Source organism: Cupriavidus sp. CP313 (genome assembly GCF_054072015.1).
This window is the reverse complement of record NZ_JBSVZB010000007.1, coordinates 88739-115187: the sequence shown is the minus strand read 5'-3', so window position 1 is coordinate 115187 and position 26449 is coordinate 88739. Positions and strand designations below refer to the sequence as shown.

The following is a 26449-nucleotide window of genomic DNA, read 5'->3' as shown; positions in this document are numbered from 1 at the left end:
ATTAGTCTTGTGTCTTATATAAGACTGAAGGCAGCCCAGGGTGCAAGTGTGGTGCAATGCAGCACGGGCGCGCGGTAAGGCCCGCTACAATGCCACAGCGCCATCTCCCCGAATCTCGCCGACCGGCCACGAACCGGCGGCAGTCACAACCGTTCCGTACTGGAGACGTCATGTACCAACATATCAAGGTTCCGGCCGGCGAAAAGATCACGGTCAACCAGGACTTTTCGCTGAATGTCCCGGACAATCCGATCATTCCTTACATCGAAGGCGACGGTACGGGCCTCGATATCACCCCGGTGATGATCAAGGTGGTCGACGCGGCCGTGGCCAAGGCCTATGGCGGCAAGCGCAAGATCGCCTGGATGGAGATCTACGCCGGCGAGAAGTCGACCAAGGTCTACGGCCCGGACGTGTGGCTGCCGGATGAAACCCTGGACGTGCTCAAGGACTATGTGGTCTCGATCAAGGGCCCGCTGACCACGCCGGTGGGCGGCGGCATCCGCTCGCTGAACGTGGCGCTGCGCCAGCAGCTGGACCTGTACGTCTGCCTGCGCCCGGTGCGCTACTTCAAGGGCGTGCCCTCGCCGGTGCGCGAGCCGGAAAAGACCGACATGGTGATCTTCCGCGAGAACTCGGAAGACATCTACGCCGGCATCGAATGGGCGGCCGAGAGCGACCAGGCCAAGAAGCTGATCGCCTTCCTGCAGAACGAGATGGGCGTGAAGAAGATCCGCTTCCCGGAGACCTCGGGCATCGGCATCAAGCCGGTCTCGCGCGAGGGCACCGAGCGCCTGGTGCGCAAGGCGATCCAGTACGCCATCGACAATGACAAGCCGTCGGTGACGCTGGTGCACAAGGGCAACATCATGAAGTTCACCGAAGGTGGCTTCCGTGACTGGGGCTACGAGCTGGCGCAAAAGGAATTCGGCGCCGAGCTGGTCGACGGCGGCCCGTGGTGCAAGTTCAAGAACCCGCGGACCGGCAAGGACATCGTGGTCAAGGACGCCATTGCCGACGCCTTCCTGCAGCAGATCCTGCTGCGTCCGGCCGAATACTCGGTGATCGCCACGCTGAACCTGAACGGCGACTATGTCTCCGACGCGCTGGCAGCGCAGGTCGGTGGCATCGGCATCGCCCCGGGCGCCAATATGTCTGACTCGGTCGCCATGTTCGAGGCCACCCACGGCACCGCGCCGAAGTACGCTGGCAAGGACTACGTCAACCCGGGCTCTGAAATCCTGTCGGCCGAAATGATGCTGCGTCACATGGGCTGGACCGAAGCCGCGGACCTGATTATCTCGTCGATGGAGAAGTCGATCCTGTCCAAGAAGGTGACGTACGACTTCGCTCGCCTGCTGGAAGGTGCGACGCAGGTGTCGTGCTCGGGCTTTGGCCAGGTGATGATCGACAATATGTAAGCACGGACTCCCGCTGCGGCGGGCGACCTGCCAAGGAAAACCCCGGTGCCGCCTGGTCGGCGCCGGGGTTTTTTCTTGCCCCGCGCGTCAGTGTTGCCTAGAACGTCAGGGGTTGGACTGACGGGCCTGGCGGCCCCAGGAGACAGGCATGGACGATCCCTTCCGCCGCACCGCGTTCGGTGCGGCCATCTTCTACAAGGACCCGCTGGCGGCCCTGGACTGGCTGGAGCGCGCCTTCGGCTTTGAGCGGGTCATGGTGATCCGCGACCAGCAGGACCAGCTGGTGCATTCTGAAATGCGTTTCGGCGACAGCTACCTGATGGTGGGCAGCGAGTGGGCGGACTTTACCGCCAGCCCGGCCTCGATCGGGGGCAAGAATACCCAGACCCTGCACGTACACCTGCAGGAAGGGCTGGACCAGCATTGCGAGCGCGCGCGCGCCGCCGGGGCCGTGATCCTGCGCGAGCCGCAGGACGAGTTCTATGGCGACCGGACCTACACGGCCCGGGACGCGGAGGGCCATGTGTGGACCTTTGGCCAGACTGTGCGCAAGGTGACCAGGGAAGAGGCCGAGCAGGCCAGCGGGCTGAAGATCGACGGCTGGGCCTGATGGCCCGGACCCCGGGGGGCCAAAAGCAGAAAGCCCGGCGCGAGGCCGGGCTTTCCGTCGGATGTGGTGCGTGCAGCTGATCCGAGCCGGCCCCCGCCGCGCCGCCGTGGCGGCAACGCGGGGCGCTGGCATCGATCCCGTCCCGGGGGAGCTCCCCCCACACCCTGGTTGACCGCTCCGCGGCTCTGCGGCCGGGATGCGGTCGCGGCGCGCTTTAGCCCGCGTCCTGGATATTGGTGGCTTGCTTGCCCTTGGGGCCCTGGACCACCTCGAACGAGACGCGTTGACCTTCCTTCAGCGTCTTGAAGCCGGACATCTGGATAGCCGAAAAGTGCGCAAACAGTTCTTCTTCGCCCTCGTCCGGCTTGATGAACCCGAAGCCCTTGGCGTCATTGAACCATTTGACGATACCGCTTGCCATATACTCCCCCAACGAAATAGCAGATTTCAAAGCGGGGAAGCCTTACCGGCCAGACGGCACGGACTGCGGCGCCATGACCTGCCGCGTCCTGAGGTGCGGCCGGCGATGACGCGCGGCGAGGTGCAATCGCGTGGCGGCCAGTCTCGATGCTGACTCGCCGCCGCGGCGGCCGTGGCCTCCCTGCTCACGGATCACCTGCCTCGGCTGTTGCTTTGGCTCGCTGGCCGTCGGCAGGTGTGCGAACGATTCTTCTGGCAAAGCCGGATACTGTCAAGTTGGCGGATTCCCCACTGCCAGCAGGGTGTGGCGGGAATGGGACGGCACCTGGTGGTACCTTGGCGGCATGCGCCAGGGCTGCCGTGCATGCTGTCCCGCCCGCGCCGGCCACGTGCCTTGCAATGCCTCCCGCGTGAAATCCCGCGTCCATCCACCACCGGAAACAGGTGACCCGGCTCTTGAATCCGGCGCCTTTTCCCCAAATTGCAGAGTTGCGAGTAAGGGTTAGAATAAAGCCATGGCTACACGGCTTGCGAATGTCCCACAACGCGAAGCAGGCACCATCCTGGAGCGGAAAGAGCAGGCGCTTAAACCGCCCGCCATGTTCAAGGTGGTGCTGCTTAATGACGACTACACTCCGATGGAGTTTGTAGTGATGATCCTGCAGCAGTATTTCAGCAGGGACCGGGAAACGGCGACGCAGATCATGCTCACCGTGCACCGGGAAGGAAAGGGCGTCTGCGGTATCTACACCAGGGATATTGCAGCGACTAAGGTCGAGCTGGTGTCAACGCACGCGCGGCAGGCGGGGCATCCCCTGCAGTGCGTGATGGAGGAAGCATGATTGCGCAAGAATTGGAAGTGAGCCTGCATATGGCGTTTGTCGAAGCCAGGCAGGCACGCCACGAGTTCATTACCGTGGAGCACCTGCTGCTGGCATTGCTAGACAATCCCACGGCAGCGGAAGTCTTGCGCGCCTGCGCGGCCAATATAGAAGACCTGCGCACCAGCCTGAAGAACTTCATCGCGGACAACACGCCGGTGGTGCCGGGTACCGACGAGGTCGATACCCAGCCCACGCTCGGTTTCCAGCGCGTGATCCAGCGCGCGATCATGCACGTCCAGTCCACTTCCAACGGCAAGAAGGAAGTGACGGGTGCCAACGTGCTGGTCGCGATTTTCGGCGAGAAGGATTCGCACGCGGTCTATTACCTGCAGCAGCAGGGCGTGACGCGCCTGGACGTGGTCAATTTCATCAGCCACGGCATCCGCAAGGACCAGTCCGAGCCCGCCAAGCATGGCGATGCCGCCGGCGAAGGCGAGGGCGGCGACGGCAAGGAAAGCCCGCTCGAGCAATACACCCAGAACCTGAACACGCTGGCCAAGGCCGGCAAGATCGACCCGCTGATCGGCCGCGAGAGCGAAGTCGAGCGCGTGGTGCAGGTGCTGTGCCGCCGGCGCAAGAACAACCCGCTGCTGGTGGGCGAGGCCGGCGTCGGCAAGACCGCGATCGCCGAGGGCCTGGCGTGGCGCATCACCAAGAACGAGGTGCCGGACATCCTGGAAAAGGCGACCGTCTACTCGCTCGACATGGGTGCGCTGCTGGCCGGCACCAAGTACCGGGGTGACTTCGAACAACGCCTGAAGGGCGTGCTGAAGTCGCTCAAGGACAATCCGAACGCGATCCTGTTCATCGACGAGATCCACACGCTGATCGGCGCGGGCGCTGCATCGGGCGGGACGCTGGACGCCAGCAACCTGCTCAAGCCGGCGCTGTCGTCGGGCCAGCTCAAGTGCATCGGCGCGACCACCTTCACCGAGTACCGCGGCATCTTCGAGAAGGACGCGGCGCTGTCGCGGCGCTTCCAGAAGATCGACGTGGTCGAGCCTTCGGTCGACCAGACCGTGCAGATCCTGCGCGGCCTGAAGTCGCGCTTCGAGGAGCACCACGGCGTCAAGTACGCGGCCGCGGCGCTGACCGCGGCAGCGGAGCTGTCGGCCCGCTTCATCACCGACCGTCACCTGCCCGACAAGGCGATCGACGTGATCGACGAAGCCGGCGCGGCGCAGCGCATCCTGCCGAAGTCCAAGCAGAAGAAGACCATCGGCAAGGGCGAGATCGAGGACATCGTCTCGCGCATTGCGCGCATCCCGCCGCAGAGCGTGAACCAGGACGACCGCAGCAAGCTGCAGACGCTGGACCGCGACCTGAAGTCGGTGGTGTTCGGCCAGGACCCGGCGATCGAGGCACTGGCCTCGGCGATCAAGATGTCGCGCGCCGGCCTGGGCAAGACCGACAAGCCGATCGGCTCGTTCCTGTTCTCGGGCCCCACCGGCGTGGGCAAGACCGAGGTCGCCAAGCAGCTGGCCTTCATCATGGGCATCGAGCTGCTGCGCTTCGACATGTCCGAGTACATGGAACGTCATGCGGTGAGCCGCCTGATCGGCGCGCCGCCGGGATACGTGGGCTTTGACCAGGGCGGCCTGCTGACCGAGGCCGTCACCAAGAAGCCGCACTGCGTGCTGCTGCTGGACGAAATCGAGAAGGCGCACCCGGATATCTTCAATATCCTGCTGCAGGTGATGGACCATGGTTCGCTGACCGACAACAACGGCCGGCGCGCCGACTTCCGCAACGTGATCATCATCATGACCACCAACGCGGGGGCGGAGACCATGAACCGCGCCACCATCGGCTTCACCAGCTCGCGCGAGCAGGGCGACGAGATGGCCGACATCAAGCGCATGTTCACGCCGGAATTCCGTAACCGTCTGGATGCCATGATCAGCTTCCGCTCGCTGGATGAGGAGATCATCCTGCGCGTGGTGGACAAGTTCCTGATGCAGCTGGAAGAGCAGCTGCACGAGAAGAAGGTGGAGGCCAGCTTTACCGAGAAGCTGCGCAAGTTCCTGGCGCACAAGGGGTTCGATCCGCTGATGGGGGCGCGTCCGATGCAGCGCCTGATCCAGGACATGATCCGCAAGGCGCTGGCCGACGAACTGCTGTTTGGCAAGCTGGTGTCGGGCGGCAAGGTGGTGGTGGACCTGGACGAGAAGGACCAGATCAAGCTCGATTTCTCCGAGATCGAGCCGGAACCGCCCGAGGCGCCCGAGGAACAGCGCGCCGAAGCCTGAGCGGTTATCGGCCGCGTTGCCTGCAACGTGGCCGGTCATCGGGCAAAATACGGGGGCGGCAGTCATGCCGCCCCTTTTCTTTTTGTCCCGGCGGCCGCCGGCCATGCCCGTCGGGGCACGGGTTTGCGGCCGCAGCTGGCCGCGCAATTGGCCAGGAATCCAGCCTGAAAACCCTGATGTCCTCTGCCGAACGCACGCGGCGCCGCCGCCTGCTGCTCAAGATCCTGCCGCTGGGCGCCATGCCTGTCCCGATGCTCCACGCCGCTGCCGCCACCGGCGCCGAACCGCTGGCGGGCAACCACCCGATCGCGCTGGTGCTGCCGTTCCCGCCTGGCGGGAGCGTCGACATCGTGGCCCGGCAGCTGCAGCCCGGGCTGAAGGCGGCGCTGGGGCAGACCGTAGTGGTCGACAACAAGCCGGGTGCCGGCGGCCTGATCGCATCGAGCACCGTGGCGCGCGCGAAGGCGGACGGCACCACCCTGTTGATGGCCTTCGACACCCACGCCATCAACCCTTTCGCCTACAAGCAGCTGCCCTACGACACCTTCCGCGATTTCTCGCCAATCTCGCAGCTGGTACGCTTTCCGCTGGTGATTGCCGCCAATCCCGCGCTGCCCGTGGCCAATGTGCGCGAGCTGGTGGCGCTGGCCAAGGCCAGGCCCGACGGCGTGCGCTATGCCTCGTCCGGCATCGGCAGCCTGAACCAGCTGGCGGCCGAGGCGCTGGCGACCGAAGCCGGCGTGCGTATGCTGCACGTGCCCTACAAGGGCGGCGGCCCGGCCGTGCAGGCGGTGCTGTCCAACGAGGTCGATATTTTCTTCAGCAGCTACGCCGCCGTGCAGGCGCACGTGGCCGCACGCACCATCAAGGTGCTGGGCGTGACCGGCACCAGCCGGCTACGCCAGCTGCCGCAGGTGCCGACGGTGGCCGAGCAGGGGCTCAAGGGCTTCGAGGCCTACTCCTGGATCGGCGTGTTCGGCCCGGCCGGCCTGCCGGCACCCACGGTCACGCGCATCCACGACGCGCTTGTCGAATCGCTGCGCCAGCCGCGCGTGGTCGATGCGCTGGCCGCGCAGGGTTTCGAGATCGTGGGTGGCAGCCCGGCCGACCTCGGCAACCTGGTGCGCCGCGAGCATGACAAATGGCAGGCCGTGGCGCGCAAGGCCAATATCCAGTTCGAATGACGATGTCCGGCGCCGGTGCGCCGTGAAACCGAGAGGATGCCGATGGCAACGCAAGCGGAATTGTTCGACCACGCCGTGGTGGTGTGCCCAGACCTCGATGCCGGGGCCCAGGCCTGGCGCCGGCTCGGCTTTACGCTGACGCCGCGCGGCTACCACACGCTCGGCTCGCAGAACCACTGCATCATGCTGCGGCGGGACTACCTGGAGCTGCTCCATGTCACCGCGCCCAACCCCGGCCGCCAGTACTACTGGGATGCGCAGGCGCACGGCGGCGGCTGCGCGGCGATGTCGTGCAAGAGCGCCGACGCCTTTGCCACCGCGGCACGGCTGCGTGCGGCGGGCTGGCACACCTCGGACCCGATCGAGTTCTCGCGTCCGGTGCGGCTGGATGACGGCAGCGAGCACCCGGCCACCTTTCGCGTGACCGCGCTCGACGATGCGCCGGGCGCGCGCTACTTCGTCTGCGAGCACCGTACGCCCGAACTGCTGTGGCGGCCCGAATGGACCCGCCATGCCAACGGCGCGCAGGGCATCGCCACCATGTTCCTGGTGGTGGCGCCCGCGCTGGTGGACGCCGCAGCGCGCGCCTACGCGGAGCTGACCGGCGGCGAGCTGACGCAGCTGAGCGAACATGTCTGCAGCCTGGCGCTGGACGATGCCACGCTGGTGGTCAGCACGCCGCAGGCGCTGGCTTCGGCCACCGGCACCGCGCATATCCGGCGTGCGGGGCCGGGCTACGCGGCGATCCGCCTGCACACCGATGACCTGGCGGCGGCGCGTGCCGGCTGGCGCGAACAGGGTGTGCCGACCCACGACCTGGGCCCGCGCGAGACCCTGGTGCTCGCGGATGCTGCCAGCGGCGTGGCGCTGCTGTTCGAACAGCAGGGCTGAAAAGCAAACTGGCGCCCCGCGGGGCGCCAGTTCTTGTGTTGCCGGAGGCTGCGTCAGGCGCTGGCCTTGGCGTGATGCACGCCGGTCGAGCCAAAGCCGCCCGCGCCGCGTTCGCTGTCTTCGCTGAATGCTTCCACCGTCGAAAACACCGGCCGCAGCACCGGCACGAACATCATCTGCGCGATGCGCTCGCCCGGCTGGATCACGACCGGCTCGGTGCCGGGCGCGTTGCGGTTCCACACGCTGACCATGATCTGGCCCTGGTAGTCGGCATCGATCACGCCGATCGAATTGCCCAGCACCAGGCCCTTCTTGTGGCCCAGCCCAGAGCGCGGCACGATGGTCGCGGCCATGTACGGGTTGCCCATGTGCACGGCGATGCCGGCCGGCACCAGTTGCGCGGGCGTGCCCGGCGCGATCGATACCGGGGCGTCGACGCAGGCATGCAGGTCGATGGCGGCGGCCATTTCGCTCTGGTAGGCGGGCAGGCCCCATTCATTCAGGCGCGCATCGAGCACCTTGATTTCAACGGTCGGGTTCAGTGGCTGGGTCATGGGGATCCTGGGGGAAATCGGTTCAACGGAATAGGTGGCAGCCGCGCATGATACCGGACGCGCGCCCGCCATCAGGGCCGTGCGCGCCCAGGCAGGCGCTGGCCGATCGCCGCCACCAGCTGGCGCGCCAGCGACAGCTTGTCGGCACGCGGCAGCCGCGTCATGCCAGCGGCGTCGAACAGCACGATCTCGTTGTCGTCCAGGCCGAAGGTATGGTGGCCGATATTGCCGACCAGCAGCGGCACGCCCTTGCGCTGGCGCTTCTGCTCGCCGTAGTGCTCCAGGTTCTCGCTCTCGGCGGCAAAGCCGACGCAGTAGGGCGCGTCAGCCCGCGCCGCAACCGAGGCCAGGATGTCGGGGTTCTGCACGAACTGCAGCGTGGGGGTGTCGGTATCGTTGGCCTTCTTCAGCTTCTGCTGCGCGACTTCAGTCGGGCGCCAGTCTGCCACCGCGGCCACGGCGACAAAGACATCCACGCCGTGCAGCTGCGCGATCACCGCGTCATGCATCTGCTGCGCGCTGCGCACGTCGGTGCGGACCACGCCGCGCGGGGTGGGCAGGCCGGTGGGGCCGGCCACCAGCAGCACCTCGGCGCCGGCCTCGCGCGCCGCGCGCGCGATCGAGAAGCCCATCTTGCCGGACGACAGGTTAGTGATGCCGCGCACCGGATCGATCGCCTCGAAGGTCGGGCCGGCGGTGATCAGCACGCGCTTGCCTTGCAGCGGCTTGGGCTGGAAGAAGGCGATGATGTCGTCGAGCAGCTCTTCGGGCTCCAGCATGCGGCCGTCGCCGACCTCGCCGCAGGCCTGGTCGCCGCTGCCAGGGCCCAGGATCATCACGCCGTCGGCGCGCAGCTGCGCGGCGTTGCGCTGGGTGGCGGGGGCAGCCCACATCTGGCGGTTCATCGCCGGTGCCACCAGCAGCGGGCAGTCGCGCGCGATGCACAGGGTGCTGAGCAGGTCGTCGCACAGGCCGTTGGCCAGGCGCGCCATGAAGTCGGTCGAGGCCGGGGCGATGACGATGGCATCGGCCTCGCGCGACAGGTCGATATGCGCCATGTTGTTGTCGATGCGGGCATCCCACTGCGACAGGAAGACCGGCCGGCCGGACAGCGCCTGCATCGTCACCGGCGTGATGAAATGCGTCGCCGCCTCGGTCATGGCCACCTGCACGGTGGCGCCGGCCTTGGTCAGCAGGCGGACCAGTTCGGCCGACTTGTAGCAGGCGATGCCGCCGGTCAGGCCGAGAACGATGTGCTTGCCGCGCAAATCCATGGTAAGTCTCGTCAAAAGGTGGGAATCGGCATGATACCGGCTGAGCCTCCTGGCCGCTGCCGGCACCGGCACCGGATGGCATCAGGGCCGCATTCGCGGCCCTGGCATCACCTGCTGTGGTCTGGCAGTGCTCAGTGCCGCCGCACCCGCCGCAGCTCGTCCACGATCAGCAGCACCGCGCCGACCGTGATCGCGCAGTCGGCCACATTGAAGGCCGGCCAGTGGTAGTTGCGCACATAGAAATCCAGGAAATCGACCACGTGCCCGTAGACCACGCGGTCGATCACGTTGCCCACTGCGCCGCCCAGGATCAGCGACACCGCGAAGCAGAACATGCGCTGGCCGGTATGGCGGTACAGCAGCCAGACGATGAACGCGCCCACCACGAGGCCAAGGCCGGTGAAGAACCAGCGCTGCCAGCCGCCGGCATCGGCCAGGAAGCTGAACGCCGCGCCCTTGTTGTAGACCAGCACCAGGTTGAAGAAGCCGGTCACCGGGCGCGATTCACCATAGGTGAAGGTGCGCACGATGACGATCTTGAAGAACTGGTCGAGCACCACCACCAGCAGCGCGAAGGCCATCCATAGCAGCGGCGTGGTGCTGCCGGCGGCCTTGTTGTTGCGGCGGGCCGGGCGGGCGGAACGGGACGTGGTCGATGCCATCAGGCATGGCTCCTGTGTTCACCGGCGCCGAACAGGTTGCTGTCGCAGCGCCCGCAGAGGGTCGGATGGTCCGGGTTGTGGCCGACATCGGCGCGGTAGTGCCAGCAGCGCTCGCACTTGGCATGGGCCGACGGGGTCACCGTGACCAGCAGGTCGCCGGCCTCGGGCGCGTGCGTTACCTTGGCCGACGAGGTCAGCAGCACGAAGCGCAGGTCGTCGCCCAGGCTCTGCAGCGCGTCCAGCACCGGGCCGCCGGCCTGGATCGTCAGCTCGGCCTGCAGCGACGAGCCGATCTCGCCTTCCACGCGCACCGCTTCCAGCTGCTTGGTGACCTCGGCGCGCACTTCGCGCAGCGTGTGCCACTTCTGCAGCAGGTCGTCGGCGCCATCGTCGACTTCCGGCACCGCGTAGTAGGTGCTGGTGAAGATGGTGTCGGTGTGCTCGGTGCCGTGGGCGAAGATCTGCCACGCTTCCTCGGCGGTGAACGACAGGAACGGCGCCATCCAGTGCAGCATCGCCTGGGTGATGTGGTACAGCGCATTCTGCGCCGCACGGCGGGCCTTGGAGTCCGGCGCGGTGGTGTACAGGCGGTCCTTCAGCACATCGAGGTAGAAGCCGCCCAGGTCCTCGGAGCAGAAGGTCTGCAGCTTGGACACCACCGGGTGGAATTCATACGACTCGTAGTGCGACAGCACTTCCTGCTGCAGTTGCGCGGTCAGCGCCACGGCGTAGCGGTCGATCTCCAGCCATTCCGACGGCGGCAGCGCATGCCTGGCGTGGTCGTAGTCGGACAGGTTGGACAGCAGGAAGCGCAGCGTATTGCGGATGCGGCGGTAGCCTTCCACCACGCGCTTGAGGATCTCGTCCGAGATCGACAGCTCGCCGGAGTAATCGGTCGAGGCCACCCACAGGCGGATGATCTCGGCGCCCATCTTGTTGGTGATGTCCTGCGGTGCCACGGTGTTGCCGACCGACTTGGACATCTTGCGGCCCTCGCCGTCGACGGTGAAGCCGTGCGTCAGCAGCGCCTTGTAGGGCGGCTTGCCGTACAGCATCGACGCGGTCAGCAGCGACGAGTGGAACCAGCCGCGGTGCTGGTCCGAGCCTTCCAGGTACAGGTCGGCGAGGCGGCCATCGGGCGTATCGGCAGACGGATCGTACAGGTCGTCGCGGTGCGAGCCGCGGATCACGGACCAATGGGTGGTGCCGGAGTCGAACCACACGTCCAGCGTGTCGCGGTTCTTTTCATACTGGCTGGCCTCGTCGCCCAGCAGCTCGGCCGGGTCCAGCGACTGCCAGGCCTCGATGCCGTGCTGTTCGACGCGCCTGGCCACTTCTTCCAGCAGCTGCGGCGTGCGCGGGTGCAGCGCGCCGGTTTCCTTGTGCAGGAAGAAGGCCATCGGCACGCCCCACTGGCGCTGGCGCGAGAGCGTCCAGTCCGGCCGGTTGGCAATCATGTTGTGCAGGCGCTGCTTGCCCCAGGCCGGGAAGAACTCGGTGGCGTCGATGCCGGCCAGCGCGGTCTCGCGCAGGGTGGGGCCGGTCTTGCCGTTCTCGTCGGCAGGGTCCACGTCCATGCCCGCGAACCACTGCGAGGTGGCGCGGTAGATGATCGGCGTCTTGTGGCGCCAGCAGTGCATGTAGCTGTGGGTGTACTTGTGCGAATTGAACAGGTTGCCCGAGGCCTGCAGCACCTCGACGATCTTCGGGTTGGCGTCCCAGATCGACAGCCCGCCAAAGAGCGGCAGCGTGCCGGCATAGACGCCGTTGCCCATCACCGGGCTGATGATGTCCGAATCGGCCATGCCGTGCGCCTTGCACGACTGGAAGTCTTCCACGCCGTAGGCCGGCGCAGAGTGCACGATGCCCGAGCCGGTATCGGTGGTGACGTAGTCGCCCAGGTAGACCGGCGACAGGCGGTCATAGCCCGCATCCATCTTCGCCAGCGGGTGGTGGAAGCGGATTTCCGACAGTGCCGCGCCGGTGGTGGTGGCCACGACCTTGCCTTCCAGGCCGTAGACCTTGAGCTGCTCCTCGACGCGCTCGGTGGCCAGGATCAGGTAGCCGCGCGGGGTCTCGACCAGCGCGTATTCCACTTCCGGGTGCACGTTCAGCGCCTGATTGCTCGGGATGGTCCACGGCGTGGTGGTCCAGATCACGATCCAGCCGGGCTTGCCGTCGAGCTGCTCGAAGGGCACCTTGAAGGCGTGCGCCAGCTTGTCGGCTTGCGCGAACGGGAAGCCCACGTCGATCGACAGGTCGACCTTGTCCTTGTATTCGACCTCGGCCTCGGCCAGCGCCGAGCCGCAGTCGAAGCACCAGTTCACCGGCTTCAGGCCGCGGAACACATAGCCCTTCTCCATGATCTTGCCGAGTGCGCGCAGTTCATCCGCCTCGTTGCTGTAGTTCATGGTCAGGTAGGGGTGGTCCCAGTCGCCCAGCACGCCCAGGCGTTCGAAATCCACCATCTGGCGCTTGATCTGCTCGGTGGCGTAGGCGCGCGCCTTGGCCTGGACCTCCTGCACCGGCAGGCCCTTGCCGAACTTCTTCTCGATCTGGATCTCGATCGGCATGCCGTGGCAGTCCCAGCCCGGCACGTAGACGGCGTCCAGCCCGGTCAGGCCGCGCGCCTTGATGATCATGTCCTTGAGCACCTTGTTGACGGCGTGGCCGATATGGATGTCGCCGTTGGCATACGGCGGGCCGTCATGCAGCACGAACTTCTTCGCGCCCTTGCGCGCCGCGCGGATCTTCTTGTAGAGCTGCTTGTCCTGCCACTGCTTGACCCACTGCGGCTCGCGCTTGGGCAGGTCGCCACGCATCGGGAAGGGCGTGTCGAGCAGGTTGACCGGATATTTGCTTTTCTCGGGCTTGGCGCGTTTGTCGTCAGACATTTCGATTCTCAGGGCGATTCGGGTTGGCGCGCGGGCGGCGGCAGGCCGGCGGGCGCGGGAAAGACTGGGGCAGGCGGCGTGCGTGCCGGGCCCGCGCCACTGGCATGCGGGCAGGCGCCGGCCGCTACCTAATTCGGTCGGTGGCGGAGGTGGCGAAGTCGCGCCCGCCGCTGCCTTCGGCCGCGCCCGGGGCGGTCAGGCCGAAGAAGGCGCGCGCATCGGCGCTGTCCTTGGCGATGGCGGCGGTGAGCTCGTCCAGGTTGTCAAAGCGCGCTTCGTCGCGCAGCTTCTTCATGAATTCAACCCGCACCAGCTTGCCGTACAGGTTCTCTTTGAAATCGAACAGGTGGACTTCCAGCAGCACCCGGCCGGCGTCCTCGATGGTGGGGCGCACGCCGATGCTGGCCACGCCCGGCAGGGGCTGGTCGGCGATGCCGTGCACCTGCACCACGAAGATGCCGCTGACTGCCGGCCGCTTGTGCGACATGCGCAGGTTCAGCGTCGGGAAGCCCAGGTCGCGGCCCAGCTTGCGGCCGTGGATCACGTGGCCGCTGATGGCATAGCCGTGGCCGAGCAGGCGCCGGGCATGCTCCAGGTCGCCGTCGGCCAGCGCCTGGCGCACGGCCGAGCTGGAGATGCGGATGCCGCCTTCGGACACCGAGCCCATCTGCTCGACATCAAAGCCGTAGCGGCGCCCGGCTTCCTGCAGGTAGGCAAAGTCGCCGGCGCGCTTGGCGCCGAAGCGGAAGTCGTCGCCGACCAGCACCCAGCGCGCGTGCAGGCCATGCCACAGCACGTTCTCGACGAAGTCCTGCGGCGACTGGGCGGCAAAGTGGGCGTTGAAGTGCTCCACCACCACCCGGTCCACGCCGTTGCGGCGCAGGCTTTCCAGCTTGTCGCGCAGCAGTGCGATGCGGGTGGGGGCCTTGTCCGGGGTGAAGAACTCGCGCGGATGCGGCTCGAAGGTCATCACGCACAGCGGCAGGCCGCGTGCGTCGGCGGCTGCGCGCGCGCGCGCGAGCAGCGACTGGTGGCCGCGATGCACACCGTCGAAATTGCCGATGGTGAGCGCGCAGGGCGCCCGGCTTTCGGCGTTGGGCAGGCCGCGGAAGACTTTCACGGGGACGGCGGGAAACGTTTCAGGTAAAGCGAGCATTATAAGGCGAATGGGTCCGCTTGCCGCTCCCGCCGCCCGCGGCCGGTGCCGCGCTGCTGTTTTTGTGCCGCAACCGGCCCTCGCGGCATGGCGCGATGCCGCGAAAGGCGGCATGATATGGGCCACTTCGACCACACTTCGGCCCTGGCACCTGCTGCCCCCGATATCCGCCCATTCCAAGCCAGCCACACTTGAAAGCGCTGCCCAACCGGTTCTTTTCCCGGCTCCTGCCCCGAGTCCTGCCTCAGGCGACCGCCCAGCTCGACGTCGAAACGCGCGCCAAGCTGATGGCCATCGTGCACAAGAACTCGCCTACGGCGATCGTGGCCTCGGTGCTGCTGCCCGCGCTGACCACACTAGGGTTCTGGAACGACGTGAGCCGCTCGGCCTTGCTCGGCTGGTGCGCGGTGATGCTGCTGCTGACGGCCGGCGGCCTGTGGTTCTACGTCGGCTATCAGCGCGACCATGCCTCGATGAGCCGTTCCGCGCACACGCGCAAGTGGTGGAACAATATGCGCGCGGTTGCCTTCCTGACCGGCGTGACCTGGGGCAGCTCGGCGCTGCTGCATTTGTATACAGGCTCGGCGGTGTTCTCCAGCGTGCTGTACCTGCTGACCCTTGGGGTGCTGGCAGGCGGCGCGGTGTCGCAGGCGCCGGTGCCGTCGAACCTGGTCTATGCCGGCGTGCCGATCCTGGTGCCCAACATCCTGATGGCGGAATTCGCCTTCCCCGGCCATGGCGCCTATGTGCAGGGGCTGCTGGTGATCTATGGGGGGATGCTGTCGCGCCATGCCTTCAACCTGCAGGTCACGCTGGTGCGCGCCATCCAGCTCGAGGGCGACAGCCGCCGCCTGGCCAAGCAGTTCCAGGATGAAAAAGAGCGCGCGCTGCATGCCAGCGAGGAGAAGTCGCGCTTCCTGGCGGCCGCCAGCCACGACCTGCGCCAGCCGGTGCATGCCCTGGTGATGCTGGTGGAGGCGTTGCGCGCGCGCAACCAGTCGTCGGCGCTGCATCCGCTGGTGGAGCAGGTGGCGGCGGGCACCCAGACCATCGACCTCTTGTTCCGTTCGCTGCTGGACCTGTCCAAGCTGGAAGGGCGCAAGGTGCTGCCGACGCTGGAGCCATGCGAGCTGGGCGCGCTGATCCGCGACGTGATGAGCCAGTTTGCCGCCGATGCGCGCGAAAGCGGCCTGACCCTGACCCCGCGCGTGCCCGACGAGCTGTACGCCATGGCCGAGCCGGTGCTGTTGCGCCGGGCCCTGTTCAACCTGGTGCAGAACGCGCTGCGCTACACCGAGCGCGGCGGCGTGCTGGTGACCGCGCGCCAGCGCCGCAAGAATGTGCGGCTGGAAGTCTGGGATACCGGCGCCGGCGTGACACCCGAGCACCTGCCCGACATCTTTTCGCCGTACTACCAGGTCCATAACCCGCAGCGCGACCCGTCGCAGGGCCTGGGCCTGGGGCTGGCAATCTTCAAGGAATGCGTGCGCCTGATGCGCGGCACTTACGGCGTGCGCTCGGTGCCGGGCAAGGGTTCGGTGTTCTGGTTCGCGCTGGCGACGGTGCCGGCCGAGACCGTCGCCAGCGTGCGCGAGATGCGCGCGATGGCGCAGGCGGAAGAGGCCAAGCCCGACCGCCTGCAGGGCACGGTGCTGGTGGTCGACGACGACAGCCAGATCCGCAAGGCCTGGATCGCGCTGATGGAGGCCTGGGGCATCCGCGTGGCCTGCGCCGCGCACGGCGCCGAGGCCGACAAGCTGTTTGCCAAGGGCCTGCGCCCGGACATCATCTTTTGCGACCTGCGCCTGCCCGGCAGCGAGAACGGACTGGATTTGCTCGAGCGCTGGCAGAACACGCAGCCGCAGGCGCGCAGCGCGCTGCTGACCGGCGACTTGAAATCCGCCGCGCTGGCGGCGGCGGAAGAGGCGGGGTATTTCGTGCTGCCCAAGCCGGTGGACCCGGCTTCGCTGCGCCTGCTGCTGCGCCGCTGGCTGCGGCCGGCGTAGGGCGGGGGGCGAAGGACGGCGAAGGGTGCCGGCCTGCGTTACTGGCGCAGGCGGAACCGCTCCATGCGCGACATCACCTGCATGCGCGTGCGCACGCCCAGGCGCTGCAGGATGGCCGACACGTGTTCCTTGACGGTGTTCTCGGTCAGCCCCAGGCGGCGCGCGATCACCTTGTTCGGCAGGCCTTCCAGCACCAGCGCCAGCACCGAGCCCTGGCGCGGTGTCAGGCCGAGCTCGGCCGGCGTGACCGGAATGCCGTGGGCGGGCCCAAACGACTGCGCGCGGCCGTTCAGGGCCTCATCGGTGGGGAAGGAGGTGTCGCCTGCCAGCACCTTGCGCACCGCGGCGGTGAAGGCATTGGCATCAAGGTGCTTGCCGACGAAGCCGCAGGCCGACAGCGCGCGGGCGCGGCCGACGATCTCGGGGGTGGCTTCGGCGGACATGAAGATGAAGCGTGCGCCAGGAATGACCGTCTTGAACGACTGCATGGCGTCGAAGCCCGTGCCATCGTTCAGCCAGATATCGAGCAGCACGATATCGGGGCGCAGCCCCTGCTGCAGGCTTGTCAGGGCTTCGCGGGCACTGCCGGCGGCATGGACTGCCACATCCGGCATGACTTCGGCGAGAAAAGCCGTAGTGCCTGACAAAGCCATAGGATGATCATCGACCACCAACAACGTCGGTGCAGCGTTCGACATGCGAATTCCCGTTCAAATTCCCGTTTCGTCCTTGTTGTCACCAGCTCTTGACAAGCACTGTGTCATGCACAGGGTTGGCGCGTGGACGTAGCGCCCACTCTAGCAGAGGGGGCGAAGCGTCACAATCCATCAAACGGGGGTATACGGTCATGCCGTCACATGTTAGAGACATCGCGCCCTGTCCGAATCTCGTGAATTAAGCACGTAATGCGTTGGCTTTACCGGAGTTTAGCGCCTTGCCTTGGTAGAATTGCGCGATGAAAAAAATTGTCATCTTGATTTCCGGGCGAGGCTCCAACATGGAAGCCATCGTCCGGGCCTGCGCGGGGGGCGGCTGGCCTGCCCGGGTGGCGGCAGTACTGTCGAACCGGCCGGATGCCGCCGGGCTGCAATTCGCGCAGCAGCAGGGCATCGAAACCGGCGTGGTCGACCATCGCCAGCACCCTGACCGTGCCGCTTTTGATGCGGCTTTGGCCGAGACCATCGACGCCTACGCGCCCGACCTGGTGGTACTTGCCGGTTTCATGCGTATACTCACGCCCGGCTTCGTCGACCGCTATGCGGGCCGGCTGCTGAATATCCATCCGTCGCTGCTGCCATGCTTCCCGGGCCTGAACACCCACAAGCAGGCGCTGGACGCCGGCGTCAAGCTGCATGGCGCCACCGTGCACTTTGTCACCCCTGAACTCGACCATGGCCCGATCGTGATCCAGGCTGCACTTGATGTGCAGCCCGCGGACACGCCCGAGAGCCTGGCCGCGCGCCTGCTCGATTGCGAGCATGTGATCTATCCCCGCGCCGTGCAATGGTTCGTCGAGGACCGCCTGCAGCTGCAGGACGGCGTAGTCAACGTTATCAACCCGGCCGAATCGCAATTGCTGATGGCCATCTCCGCCAATACCCCGGCGGGAGGAGTCAAGGCATGAGTCGTACCCAGGCAGGAACCCGATCCCCGCGCAGCGAAGGACGTGCCCCCGCGCGCAGCAAGGGCAAGGGCAGCCCCATCCGCAAGTCGCCCAATGCCGACGGCGCCGCGGTCCGCTCGCACGGCGGCCTGCATGCCACCCATATCCAGCATATCGACCGCCTGCTCGGCAAGGTCATGCTGTTTGCGCGCCCGGCCGATGCCGTGGTGAGCTACTACTTCCGCGAGAACAGTAAGCTTGGCCACCGCGAGCGCGGCATCATCGCCGAGGCGATCTACGCGGTGCTGCGCCGGCGCGTCGAGTTTGCGCAGTTTGCCGAAAGCGGCACGGGCGCGACCTCGCGCCGGCTGGCGCTGCTGGGCCTGGCCGCGACCCTGGGCCGCGACACGCTGACGCCGTTCCTGCATCCCGAAGAAGCCGAGTGGCTGGACCGCCTGACCACGATCGAGCGCTCCAGCCTGGCGCCGCGCGTGCGCGCCAACCTGCCCGAGTGGCTGTACGACGAACTGGTGCGCGGCCACGGCGAGGCCTTTGCCGCGGCCCTGGGCGACGCGCTGCTGCGCCCGGCGCCGCTGGACCTGCGCGTCAACCTGGCCAAGACCAGCCGCGAGGCCGCACTGGCCGAGTTGCAGGCCGCCGGCCTGGGCGCCGAGCCCACGCCGATGGCGCCGGCCGGCATCCGCATGGCCGGCAAGCCGGCGCTGAACCAGCTGCCGATCTTCGTCAACGGCCTGGTCGAGGTGCAGGACGAGGGCAGCCAGCTGCTGTGCAACCTGGTCGCACCCAAGCGCGGCGAGATGGTGGTCGACTTCTGCGCCGGCGCGGGCGGCAAGACCCTGGCGCTGGGCGCAGCGATGCGCTCGACCGGCCGGCTCTATGCCTTCGACGTATCGGAAAAGCGCCTGGCCAACCTGAAGCCGCGGCTGGCGCGCAGCGGGCTGTCCAACGTCCATCCGGTGCTGATCGACTCCGAGCGCGACGCCAAGATCAAGCGCCTGGCCGGCAAGGCCGACCGCGTGCTGGTCGACGCGCCCTGCAGCGGGCTGGGCACGCTGCGCCGCAACCCCGACCTGAAGTGGCGGCAATCGCCGGAGTCGGTGCTGGAACTGACTGCCAAGCAGAGCGCGATCCTGGACTCGGCCGCGCGGCTGGTGAAGGGCGGCGGCCGCATGGTCTACGCGACCTGCAGCGTGCTGGAAGCCGAAAACGAGCAGATCGTGCGCGACTTCCTGGCTGCGCACCCCAACTTCCGCCTGGTGCCGGCCGCCGAAGTGCTGGCCGAGCAGAAGATCGAAGTGACCGGGCTGCCGGACAACGGCATGTTTGCCCTGTATCCGCACCTGCACCAGACCGACGGCTTCTTTGCCGCGGTGCTGGAACGCACCAGCTGAGCGCCGGTGCCTGCCGGGCCGCCCGCCGATCGCGCGGGCGGCCGCGCCAACCCTGAGTTTCCTCCATGAACGGTGAGACCCTGTCCGACCTGGGTGGCCTGAAGGACCTGAAGGCCTCCCATTCGATGTTCGGCAAGATGCTGGACGACCTGATCCGCGACGCAGGCGGGCCAGGCTTCTTCTGGCAGCTGCTGGTGCTGGCCGGCTGCCTGCTGGTGGCGTGGCCGCTGGCGCGCTTCGTGGTGCGGCGCCTGGAAGCGCGCTATGAAGGATCGAGCTTTTCCGTGCGCTTTGCCGCCGCCAGCCTCGAGCGTGCCATGTTCCCGCTGGCCGGCTGGGTGCTGGTGCTGATCGCCCGCTTTGCGCTGGAGCCGCTGATCCCGATCAGCGTGCTGCGCCTGGCGCTGGTGCCGCTGTTCGGCATCACCTTCCTGAATTTCACCTTCTATGTGCTGCGCCGGGTGATGTCGGGCAGCGGCCAGCTGCACGGCATGCTGCTGCTGGTGGAAAAGGTGCTGACCACGCTGGTGTGGGTCGGCATGGCGCTGTACGTGGTGGGCGTGCTGGCGGACGTGGTGGCGTGGATGGAGGGCGTGCGCTTCTCGATCGGCGGCAAGCAGAAGATCAACCTGGCCGACACCCTGATGGCGGTGGTCTGGATCCTGCTGACGGTGCTGGTGGCGCTGTGGTTCGGTTCCTGGCTGGAAGAGCGGCTGATGCGCTCGGCCAACCTCGACGGCAACCTGAAGGTGGTGCTGACGCGCATCTCCAAGGCCTTGCTGCTGCTGGTGTCGCTGCTGCTGAGCCTGTCGCTGGTGGGGATCGACCTGACCGTGCTGTCGGTGTTCGGCGGCGCGCTGGGCGTGGGCCTGGGGCTGGGTTTGCAGAAGATCGCCAGCAACTACATCTCCGGCTTCATCATCCTGCTGGACCACTCGGTCAAGCTGGGCGACCAGATCACGGTGGACAAGTACACCGGCATCGTGTCGCAGATCCGCACCCGCTACACGGTGGTGCGCAACGGCGATGGCGAAACCCTCGTGCCGAACGAGCAGCTGGTGGCGCAGCCGGTGCAGAACCATTCGTTCTCCAACACCAATGTGCGCGTGGCTACCCGGGTGCAGGCAGACTACAACGCCGATCCGGAAACGGTGATCGCGCTGCTGACCGCGTGCGTGCGCGACCTGCCGCGCGTGCTGCCCGAGCCGGAGCCGGCTGCCTTCCTGGTGCTGTTTGCCGACAGCGGCATCGAATACGAAGTGGCGGTCAACATCGCCGATCCGCAGAACGGCAAGCTGGGCGTGCAGTCCGCGATGAACCGCGCGATCTGGCGCACGCTGCGCGAGCATGGGATTTCCATCCCCTATCCGCAGCGCGAACTCCGCGTGCTGGGCGAAGCACCCTTGTCCGGCACCGATCTGCCCCCATCTAAGACCGTAGCGGATACAGCGAATGTGGCGAGTGCCGCATAGGCCGCCAGACGGGCGCAGCATGCGCCACCCACGGAACGAAAACCGTTGCGCCCCGTCAAAATCCGGGAAATAGCGTATGCTTTCGCGTCCCGCGATCCGGTAGAATGCCGGGTTGTCGCGGGTTGCAGCCTCAGGTTGCAGGCGCACGCTCCCATATCAGACAGCCGCCAGATTGCAGCGGCTCGTACCTTGTCCCGCCAGCGGAGGGTCATCCCAGCGCCGGCGCGAGACTCGTGTGCCTGGGAGCCCGGAATGACTTCGGGTCCCGTGGCAGGCGCCAGAAAGCTATCGCAATCACTTGGATTCGCAGCCTTTTTTCTGCGCGTTGCGTGCACCGGCCCCAGGCCTGCACGGGAAAGTCCCTGTTTAACCGACGGAGAACAGTTTGTTCGACACTATTCTTGACTGGGCCGCCAACGGCCTTGCCAACTGGACCTGGTGGGAGATCGTCATCTACACGCTCGTGATGACGCATATCACGATCGCCGGCGTCACCATCTTCCTGCACCGCTGCATGGCGCACCGGTCGCTGGATCTGCACCCGATCGCCCAGCATTTCTTCCGCTTCTGGCTCTGGCTGACCACGGGCATGGTCACGCGCGAGTGGACCGCCATCCACCGCAAGCACCACGCCAAGTGCGAAACCGAAGAAGATCCGCACAGCCCGCAGACCCGCGGCATCCGCAAGGTGCTGCTGGAGGGCGCGGAGCTGTATCGGGCCGAATCCAAGAACAAGGAAACCATCGCCAAGTTTGGCCATGGCTGCCCCAATGACTGGGTCGAGCGCAATGTGTACTCGCGCTTCGGCTGGCAGGGTGTCGGCCTGATGCTGATCATCGACCTGGCGCTGTTCGGCGTGATCGGCATGACCGTGTGGGCCGTGCAGATGCTGTGGATCCCGATCCATGCCGCCGGCATCATCAATGGCCTGGGCCACTGGTGGGGCTATCGCAACTACGATTGCGAGGACGCCTCGACCAACGTGTCGCCGTGGGGCCTGATCATTGGCGGCGAAGAGCTGCACAACAACCACCACACCTACCCGACCTCGGCCAAGTTCTCGATCAAGTGGTATGAGTTCGATGTGGGCTGGGGCTATATCCGCGCGATGCAGGCGGTCGGCCTGGCCAAGGTCAAGAAGACCCCGCCCAAGGCACGCCTGGTGGAAGCCCGCCCGGTTGACCACAACACGCTGGAAGCGATCATCGCCAACCGCTATGACGTGATGGCGCGCTACGCCAAGGCCGTCAAGGGCGCGTTCCGCCAGGAACTGGACAAGCTCAAGGAAGGCGGCGTGGCCGAGTACCGCAGCTTCAAGCCCGCCAGCAAGTGGTTCCACCGCGAGGAAACCAAGCTGGCCGCGCCGCAGCGCGAACAGCTGGCCAGCATCGTCGAACAGAACAAGGCGCTGCAGACTTTCGTCGAAATGCGCCGTGAACTGGCCGCCATCTGGGGCCGTTCCAACCTGACGCGCGAGCAGCTGCTGCAGCAGCTGCAGGCCTGGTGCCATCGTGCCGAGGCCAGTGGCATCCAGGCGCTGCAAGATTTCTCGCTGCGCCTGCGCCGCTACGCCTGATACAATCCGGCCGTGCCGTATGGTTTGACAAAGCCCCGCCCATGGCGGGGCTTTTGTTTTAGATAAACTCCCCAATATTCTGGCCGGGCCGCACCCTTGCTGGCGAAGGTCTAGAGGAGTACCGGAGATGACCCCACAATCGATCAAGACCGTCGAGTTCGAAAAGCCGAACCTGGCGGATGCCGAAAACGCCACTGGCGGTAGCTGCGTGGCACATGCCTGGGCCAAGGTGCCACCGGTGCTGACGCCCGACGAGCGCCAGTCCCTGAAGACGCGTATTCGCCGCCTGCTCAAGGAGCGCAATGCGGTGCTGGTGGCGCACTATTACGTCGACGCCGACCTGCAGGACCTGGCCGAGGAAACCGGCGGCTGCGTCTCCGACTCCCTGGAAATGGCCCGCTTCGGCCGCGACCACGAGGCCCAGACCCTGGTGGTGGCGGGCGTGCGCTTCATGGGCGAGACCGCCAAGATCCTGAGCCCCGAGAAGACCGTGCTGATGCCGGACCTGGACGCGACCTGCTCGCTCGACCTGGGTTGCCCGGCCGACGAGTTCGCCGCCTTCTGCGATGCGCACCCGGACCGCACCGTGGTGGTCTACGCCAACACCAGCGCCGCCGTGAAGGCGCGCGCGGACTGGATGGTGACCTCCAGCATCGGCCTGAAGATCGTCGAGCACCTGCATGCGCAGGGCAAGAAGATCCTGTGGGCGCCGGACAAGCACCTGGGCAGCTATATCCAGAAGCAGACCGGTGCCGACATGCTGCTGTGGCAGGGCTCGTGCCTGGTGCACGACGAGTTCAAAGGCATCGAGCTGGACCTGCTGCGCCGCGAATTCCCCAACGCCAAGATCCTGGTGCACCCAGAATCGCCGGAAAACGTGGTGGCGCAGGCCGACGTGGTCGGCTCCACCTCGCAGCTGATCGAGGCGGCGCAGAAGCTGGACGCGACCGAGTTCATCGTCGCCACCGACAACGGCATTCTGCACAAGATGCGCGTGGCGGCGCCCGGCAAGCACTTCATTGAGGCGCCCACGGCCGGCAACAGCGCCACCTGCAAGAGCTGCGCGCACTGCCCGTGGATGGCCATGAACGCGCTCACCAACCTGGCCGAGGTGCTGGAAACCGGCGGCAACGAGATCCATGTCGACCCGGTGACCGGGCGCAAGGCGGTGACCTGCATCAACCGCATGCTGGACTTCGCTGCCGCGCAGAAGCGCAATGTGCGTCCGTCGGCCGACCTGGCCAAGGAACAGGCGCTGTTCCAGGGGATCGGCCCGGCATGAGCGTGAACCCGATGTTCGACAGCTACGGCCCGGCGCTGCAGGCCGCGCTGCAAGCCAATGTGCAGGCCGCCATCGCCGAGGATGTCGGTAGCGGCGACCTGACCGGCCTGCTGGTGCCTGCGGCCAAGGCGGCGCGCGCGCGCGTGATCGTGCGCGAGTCCGCAGTGCTGTGCGGCCAGCCGTGGTTCGATGCCTGCATGCGCGCGGTCGACCCGGCGCTCGAGGTGCACTGGCTGCAGCAGGAAGGTGCCCGCATGGCGCCCGATTCGGTGGTCTGCGAGATCACCGGCCCGGCGCGCTCGCTGCTGACGGCGGAGCGCCCGTCGCTGAATTTCCTGCAGCTGCTGTCGGGCGTGGCCACCGCCACGCGCCGCTATGCCGACCTGATCGCCGGCACCCGCGCGCGCGTGCTGGATACGCGCAAGACGCTGCCGGGCCTGCGCCTGGCGCAGAAGTACGCGGTCCGCATCGGCGGCGGCGAGAACCAGCGGCTGGCGCTGTACGATGGCATCCTGATCAAGGAAAACCATATCGCCGCGGCTGGCAGCATCAGAGCGGCCATGCAGGCGGCGCTGGCGCTGGATACCAAGGCGTCGGTGCAGATCGAGGTGGAAACGCTGGCCGAACTGGAAGAAGCGCTTGCGGCCGGTGCGAAGTCGGTGCTGATCGACAACTTCACCGTGCCGATGATGCAGGATGCGGTCAGGCTCAACCGGGGCAGGGCGCTGCTGGAGGTGTCGGGCGGCGTCAATGCCGACACCATTCGCACCTTTGCCGAAACCGGCGTGGACCGGATCTCGGTCGGTGCGCTGACCAAGGACGTGCGGGCGACGGACTATTCGCTGCGGATCATCGGCTGACGCTTTGCGCGGGACCAGAAAAACGGGGTGGGGCCTTGCGGCGCCACCCCGTTTTTCTTTGCCTGGCCAGCGCTCAGCGCTTCCTTGCGGCTGGCGGCTGCATCACCGTCGGCAGCGCCTTGGGCAGTGCATCCGGATAGTCCCGGCTGAAATGCAGTCCCCGGCTTTCATGGCGCGAGTAGGCGCTGTCCACGATCAGCGAGGCCACCTCGACCAGGTTGCGCAGCTCCAGCAGGTCGCTGGTGACGCGGAAGTGGGCGTAGTACTCGGCGATCTCTTCGCGCAGCAGGCCGATGCGGTGCTGGGCGCGTTCCAGACGCTTGCTGGTGCGCACGATGCCGACGTAGTTCCACATCATGCGGCGCAACTCGTCCCAGTTGTGCGACACCACCACTTCCTCGTCGGCATCGGAGACGCGGCTTTCATCCCAGGCCGGCAGCGTGATGTCCGGCAGGCCGGCCTTGTCCTGGGAAGAAATGTCCTCGGCCGCGGCGCGGCCGATCACCATGCATTCGAGCAGCGAGTTGGAGGCCAGCCGGTTAGCGCCGTGCAGGCCGGTGCAGGCGGTTTCGCCCACGGCGTACAGGCTGCCGATATCGGTGCGCCCGGAGGTGTCGGTGACCACGCCGCCGCAGGTGTAGTGGGCGGCCGGCACCACGGGAATCGGCTCGCGCGTGATGTCGATGCCGAGCTCCAGGCAGCGCGCGTGGATGGTCGGGAAGTGTTCCTTCAGGAAGGACTCGGGCTGGTGGCTGATGTCCAGGTAGACGCAGTCCAGGCCGCGCTTCTTCATCTCGAAGTCGATCGCGCGCGCCACCACGTCGCGCGGTGCCAGTTCGGCGCGCGCATCGTGTTCGGGCATGAAGCGGGTGCCGTCGGGCAGCTTGAGCAGGCCGCCTTCGCCGCGCACCGCTTCGGAGATCAGGAAGGACTTGGCGTAGGGGTGGTACAGGCAGGTCGGGTGGAACTGGATGAACTCCATGTTCGACACCCGGCAGCCCGCGCGCCAGGCCATGGCGATGCCGTCGCCGGTGGCCGTATCCGGGTTGGTGGTGTACAGGTAGACCTTGCCGGCACCGCCCGCGGCCAGCACGGTGTGCGTGGCGGTGAGGGTATGCACCGCGCCGGTGCTGTCGTCCAGCACGTACAGGCCGTAGCAGCGGTTGCCCGGCAGCCCCAGCTTGCGCGAGGTGATCAGGTCGATCGCGAAGTGGTCTTCCAGGATGGTGATGTTCGGGTGTTGCGTGGCCTGCTGCAGCAGCGTGCTGACCACGGCATGGCCGGTGGCATCGGCGGCATGGATGATGCGGCGCCGGCTGTGACCGCCTTCGCGCGTCAGGTGGAAGCCCAGTTCGGCCTGCTCGTCGCGCGTGAACGGCACGCCGCGGTCGATCAGCCACTGGATGGCCTCGCGCCCATGCTCCACGATGAAGCGCGTGGCCTCTTCGTCGCACAGCCCCGCACCGGCAACGAGCGTGTCCTGCGTATGCTCGTCATGGCTGTCGCCGGAATCCAGCACGGCGGCAATCCCGCCCTGCGCCCAGTCGCTGGCGCCCTGGGTCATGGCGCGCTTGCTGAGGATGGCCACCCGGTGGGTGTCGGCCAGTTGCAGCGCGACCGTAAGGCCGGCCAGGCCGCTGCCGACGATGGCGACGTCGAAATTCATGATGCGGAGATGCGCCGGGGGCGCTTGGCAGATGGGGGAAACGGGAAAGTCTACACCTGCGCGCCATGCCGTGCATCAGTGCCGCGGGTGGGGTGGTCGCCTATCGCTCCTGTCGCACCGGCGCGGCGGCACCGCGTGGACAAAACAAAAAGCCCCGCGGCATGGCGGGGCTTTCTGGCGGGAACCGGGATCAATTACTTGATCTTGGTTTCCTTGTAAGCGACGTGCTTGCGGGCGACGGGATCGAACTTCATGATCTCCATCTTTTCCGGCATGGTGCGCTTGTTCTTGGTGGTCGTGTAGAAATGACCCGTACCTGCGGTCGATTCCAGCTTGATCTTGTCGCGGCCGCCCTTGCTTGCCATGATGTGCT

At 66.7% G+C, this 26449-nt stretch carries 22 protein-coding genes; 13 read left to right on the top strand and 9 right to left on the bottom strand.

Annotated features, from left to right (window positions below; genetic code table 11):
• Window positions 1–170: 170 nt before the first annotated feature.
• Complete coding sequence (gene icd, locus ACW4E8_RS12660; protein WP_456804831.1) at window positions 171–1421, top strand: NADP-dependent isocitrate dehydrogenase; 1251 nt, start codon at window positions 171–173, stop codon at window positions 1419–1421.
• Window positions 1422–1569: 148 nt separating this feature from the next.
• Window positions 1570–2031 carry a VOC family protein gene (locus tag ACW4E8_RS12655; RefSeq protein ID WP_340524293.1) on the top strand — a complete coding sequence of 154 codons (462 nt, stop codon included), beginning with the start codon at window positions 1570–1572 and terminating at the stop codon, window positions 2029–2031.
• A gap of 214 nt (window positions 2032–2245) precedes the next feature.
• Here ACW4E8_RS12655 and ACW4E8_RS12650 read toward each other — a convergent pair whose 3' ends face one another.
• Window positions 2246–2452, bottom strand: a complete 207-nt coding sequence (locus tag ACW4E8_RS12650; RefSeq protein WP_063240199.1) for a cold-shock protein — start codon at window positions 2450–2452, stop codon at window positions 2246–2248.
• Between the two features lie 514 nt (window positions 2453–2966).
• Here ACW4E8_RS12650 and clpS point away from each other — a divergent pair.
• The 4 genes from clpS (at window position 2967) to ACW4E8_RS12630 (ending at window position 7659) form a co-directional block, all read left to right on the top strand.
• Complete coding sequence (gene clpS, locus ACW4E8_RS12645) at window positions 2967–3293, top strand: ATP-dependent Clp protease adapter ClpS (protein ID WP_010814998.1); 327 nt, start codon at window positions 2967–2969, stop codon at window positions 3291–3293.
• Window positions 3290–5584: an ATP-dependent Clp protease ATP-binding subunit ClpA gene (gene clpA / locus ACW4E8_RS12640; RefSeq protein WP_456804830.1), complete on the top strand. Its 2295-nt coding sequence runs from the start codon at window positions 3290–3292 to the stop codon at window positions 5582–5584. Before clpS ends, clpA begins: the two co-directional genes overlap by 4 nt.
• 176 nt (window positions 5585–5760) lie before the next feature.
• Window positions 5761–6768, top strand: coding sequence for a tripartite tricarboxylate transporter substrate binding protein (locus tag ACW4E8_RS12635; protein WP_456804829.1), 1008 nt, complete (start codon window positions 5761–5763; stop codon window positions 6766–6768).
• Window positions 6769–6810: 42 nt separating this feature from the next.
• The gene (locus tag ACW4E8_RS12630) at window positions 6811–7659 is read left to right on the top strand and encodes a VOC family protein (RefSeq protein ID WP_456804828.1); all 849 of its coding nucleotides are present in this window, start codon (window positions 6811–6813) and stop codon (window positions 7657–7659) included.
• A gap of 53 nt (window positions 7660–7712) precedes the next feature.
• Here ACW4E8_RS12630 and dut read toward each other — a convergent pair whose 3' ends face one another.
• The 5 genes from dut to ACW4E8_RS12605 form a co-directional block, all read right to left on the bottom strand.
• Window positions 7713–8213, bottom strand: coding sequence for a dUTP diphosphatase (dut, locus tag ACW4E8_RS12625; protein WP_456804827.1), 501 nt, complete (start codon window positions 8211–8213; stop codon window positions 7713–7715).
• A 71-nt stretch (window positions 8214–8284) separates the two neighbouring features.
• Window positions 8285–9487: a bifunctional phosphopantothenoylcysteine decarboxylase/phosphopantothenate--cysteine ligase CoaBC gene (gene coaBC / locus ACW4E8_RS12620; RefSeq protein ID WP_456804826.1), complete on the bottom strand. Its 1203-nt coding sequence runs from the start codon at window positions 9485–9487 to the stop codon at window positions 8285–8287.
• Between the two features lie 131 nt (window positions 9488–9618).
• Window positions 9619–10149, bottom strand: coding sequence for a signal peptidase II (gene lspA / locus ACW4E8_RS12615; protein ID WP_456804825.1), 531 nt, complete (start codon window positions 10147–10149; stop codon window positions 9619–9621).
• Window positions 10149–13043, bottom strand: coding sequence for an isoleucine--tRNA ligase (gene ileS / locus ACW4E8_RS12610; RefSeq protein ID WP_456804824.1), 2895 nt, complete (start codon window positions 13041–13043; stop codon window positions 10149–10151). Before ileS ends, lspA begins: the two co-directional genes overlap by 1 nt.
• 124 nt (window positions 13044–13167) lie before the next feature.
• On the bottom strand, window positions 13168–14163 hold the full coding sequence (locus ACW4E8_RS12605) for a bifunctional riboflavin kinase/FAD synthetase (protein WP_456804823.1): 996 nt from the start codon (window positions 14161–14163) through the stop codon (window positions 13168–13170).
• A 227-nt stretch (window positions 14164–14390) separates the two neighbouring features.
• On the opposite strand from ACW4E8_RS12605, the gene ACW4E8_RS12600 reads away from it, so the two are divergent.
• A complete protein-coding gene (locus ACW4E8_RS12600; protein ID WP_456804822.1) occupies window positions 14391–16205 on the top strand; it encodes a hybrid sensor histidine kinase/response regulator in 1815 nt (604 codons plus the stop codon).
• Between the two features lie 38 nt (window positions 16206–16243).
• Here ACW4E8_RS12600 and ACW4E8_RS12595 read toward each other — a convergent pair whose 3' ends face one another.
• The gene (locus ACW4E8_RS12595) at window positions 16244–16903 is read right to left on the bottom strand and encodes a response regulator (RefSeq protein WP_011615962.1); all 660 of its coding nucleotides are present in this window, start codon (window positions 16901–16903) and stop codon (window positions 16244–16246) included.
• A 257-nt stretch (window positions 16904–17160) separates the two neighbouring features.
• Here ACW4E8_RS12595 and purN point away from each other — a divergent pair, with 257 nt between their 5' ends.
• From purN to nadC, 6 genes are all read left to right on the top strand, one after another.
• On the top strand, window positions 17161–17829 hold the full coding sequence (gene purN / locus ACW4E8_RS12590) for a phosphoribosylglycinamide formyltransferase (RefSeq protein ID WP_456804821.1): 669 nt from the start codon (window positions 17161–17163) through the stop codon (window positions 17827–17829).
• Window positions 17826–19220 carry an RsmB/NOP family class I SAM-dependent RNA methyltransferase gene (locus ACW4E8_RS12585; protein ID WP_456804820.1) on the top strand — a complete coding sequence of 465 codons (1395 nt, stop codon included), beginning with the start codon at window positions 17826–17828 and terminating at the stop codon, window positions 19218–19220. Before purN ends, ACW4E8_RS12585 begins: the two co-directional genes overlap by 4 nt.
• A gap of 65 nt (window positions 19221–19285) precedes the next feature.
• Window positions 19286–20692 (top strand): mechanosensitive ion channel family protein, encoded by a 1407-nt coding sequence (locus tag ACW4E8_RS12580; protein WP_456804819.1) that lies wholly within the window; start codon window positions 19286–19288, stop codon window positions 20690–20692.
• 385 nt (window positions 20693–21077) lie between these two features.
• Window positions 21078–22268, top strand: a complete 1191-nt coding sequence (locus tag ACW4E8_RS12575) for a DesA family fatty acid desaturase (protein ID WP_013957873.1) — start codon at window positions 21078–21080, stop codon at window positions 22266–22268.
• A 127-nt stretch (window positions 22269–22395) separates the two neighbouring features.
• Window positions 22396–23550: a quinolinate synthase NadA gene (nadA, locus tag ACW4E8_RS12570; protein WP_456804818.1), complete on the top strand. Its 1155-nt coding sequence runs from the start codon at window positions 22396–22398 to the stop codon at window positions 23548–23550.
• Window positions 23547–24410, top strand: a complete 864-nt coding sequence (nadC, locus tag ACW4E8_RS12565) for a carboxylating nicotinate-nucleotide diphosphorylase (RefSeq protein ID WP_456804817.1) — start codon at window positions 23547–23549, stop codon at window positions 24408–24410. Before nadA ends, nadC begins: the two co-directional genes overlap by 4 nt.
• 73 nt (window positions 24411–24483) lie before the next feature.
• Here nadC and nadB read toward each other — a convergent pair whose 3' ends face one another.
• Both nadB and rpmG read right to left on the bottom strand, forming a co-directional pair.
• A complete protein-coding gene (nadB, locus tag ACW4E8_RS12560) occupies window positions 24484–26076 on the bottom strand; it encodes an L-aspartate oxidase (protein ID WP_456804816.1) in 1593 nt (530 codons plus the stop codon).
• A gap of 194 nt (window positions 26077–26270) precedes the next feature.
• Window positions 26271–26441 (bottom strand): 50S ribosomal protein L33, encoded by a 171-nt coding sequence (rpmG, locus tag ACW4E8_RS12555; protein ID WP_010814980.1) that lies wholly within the window; start codon window positions 26439–26441, stop codon window positions 26271–26273.
• Window positions 26442–26449 lie beyond the last annotated feature (8 nt).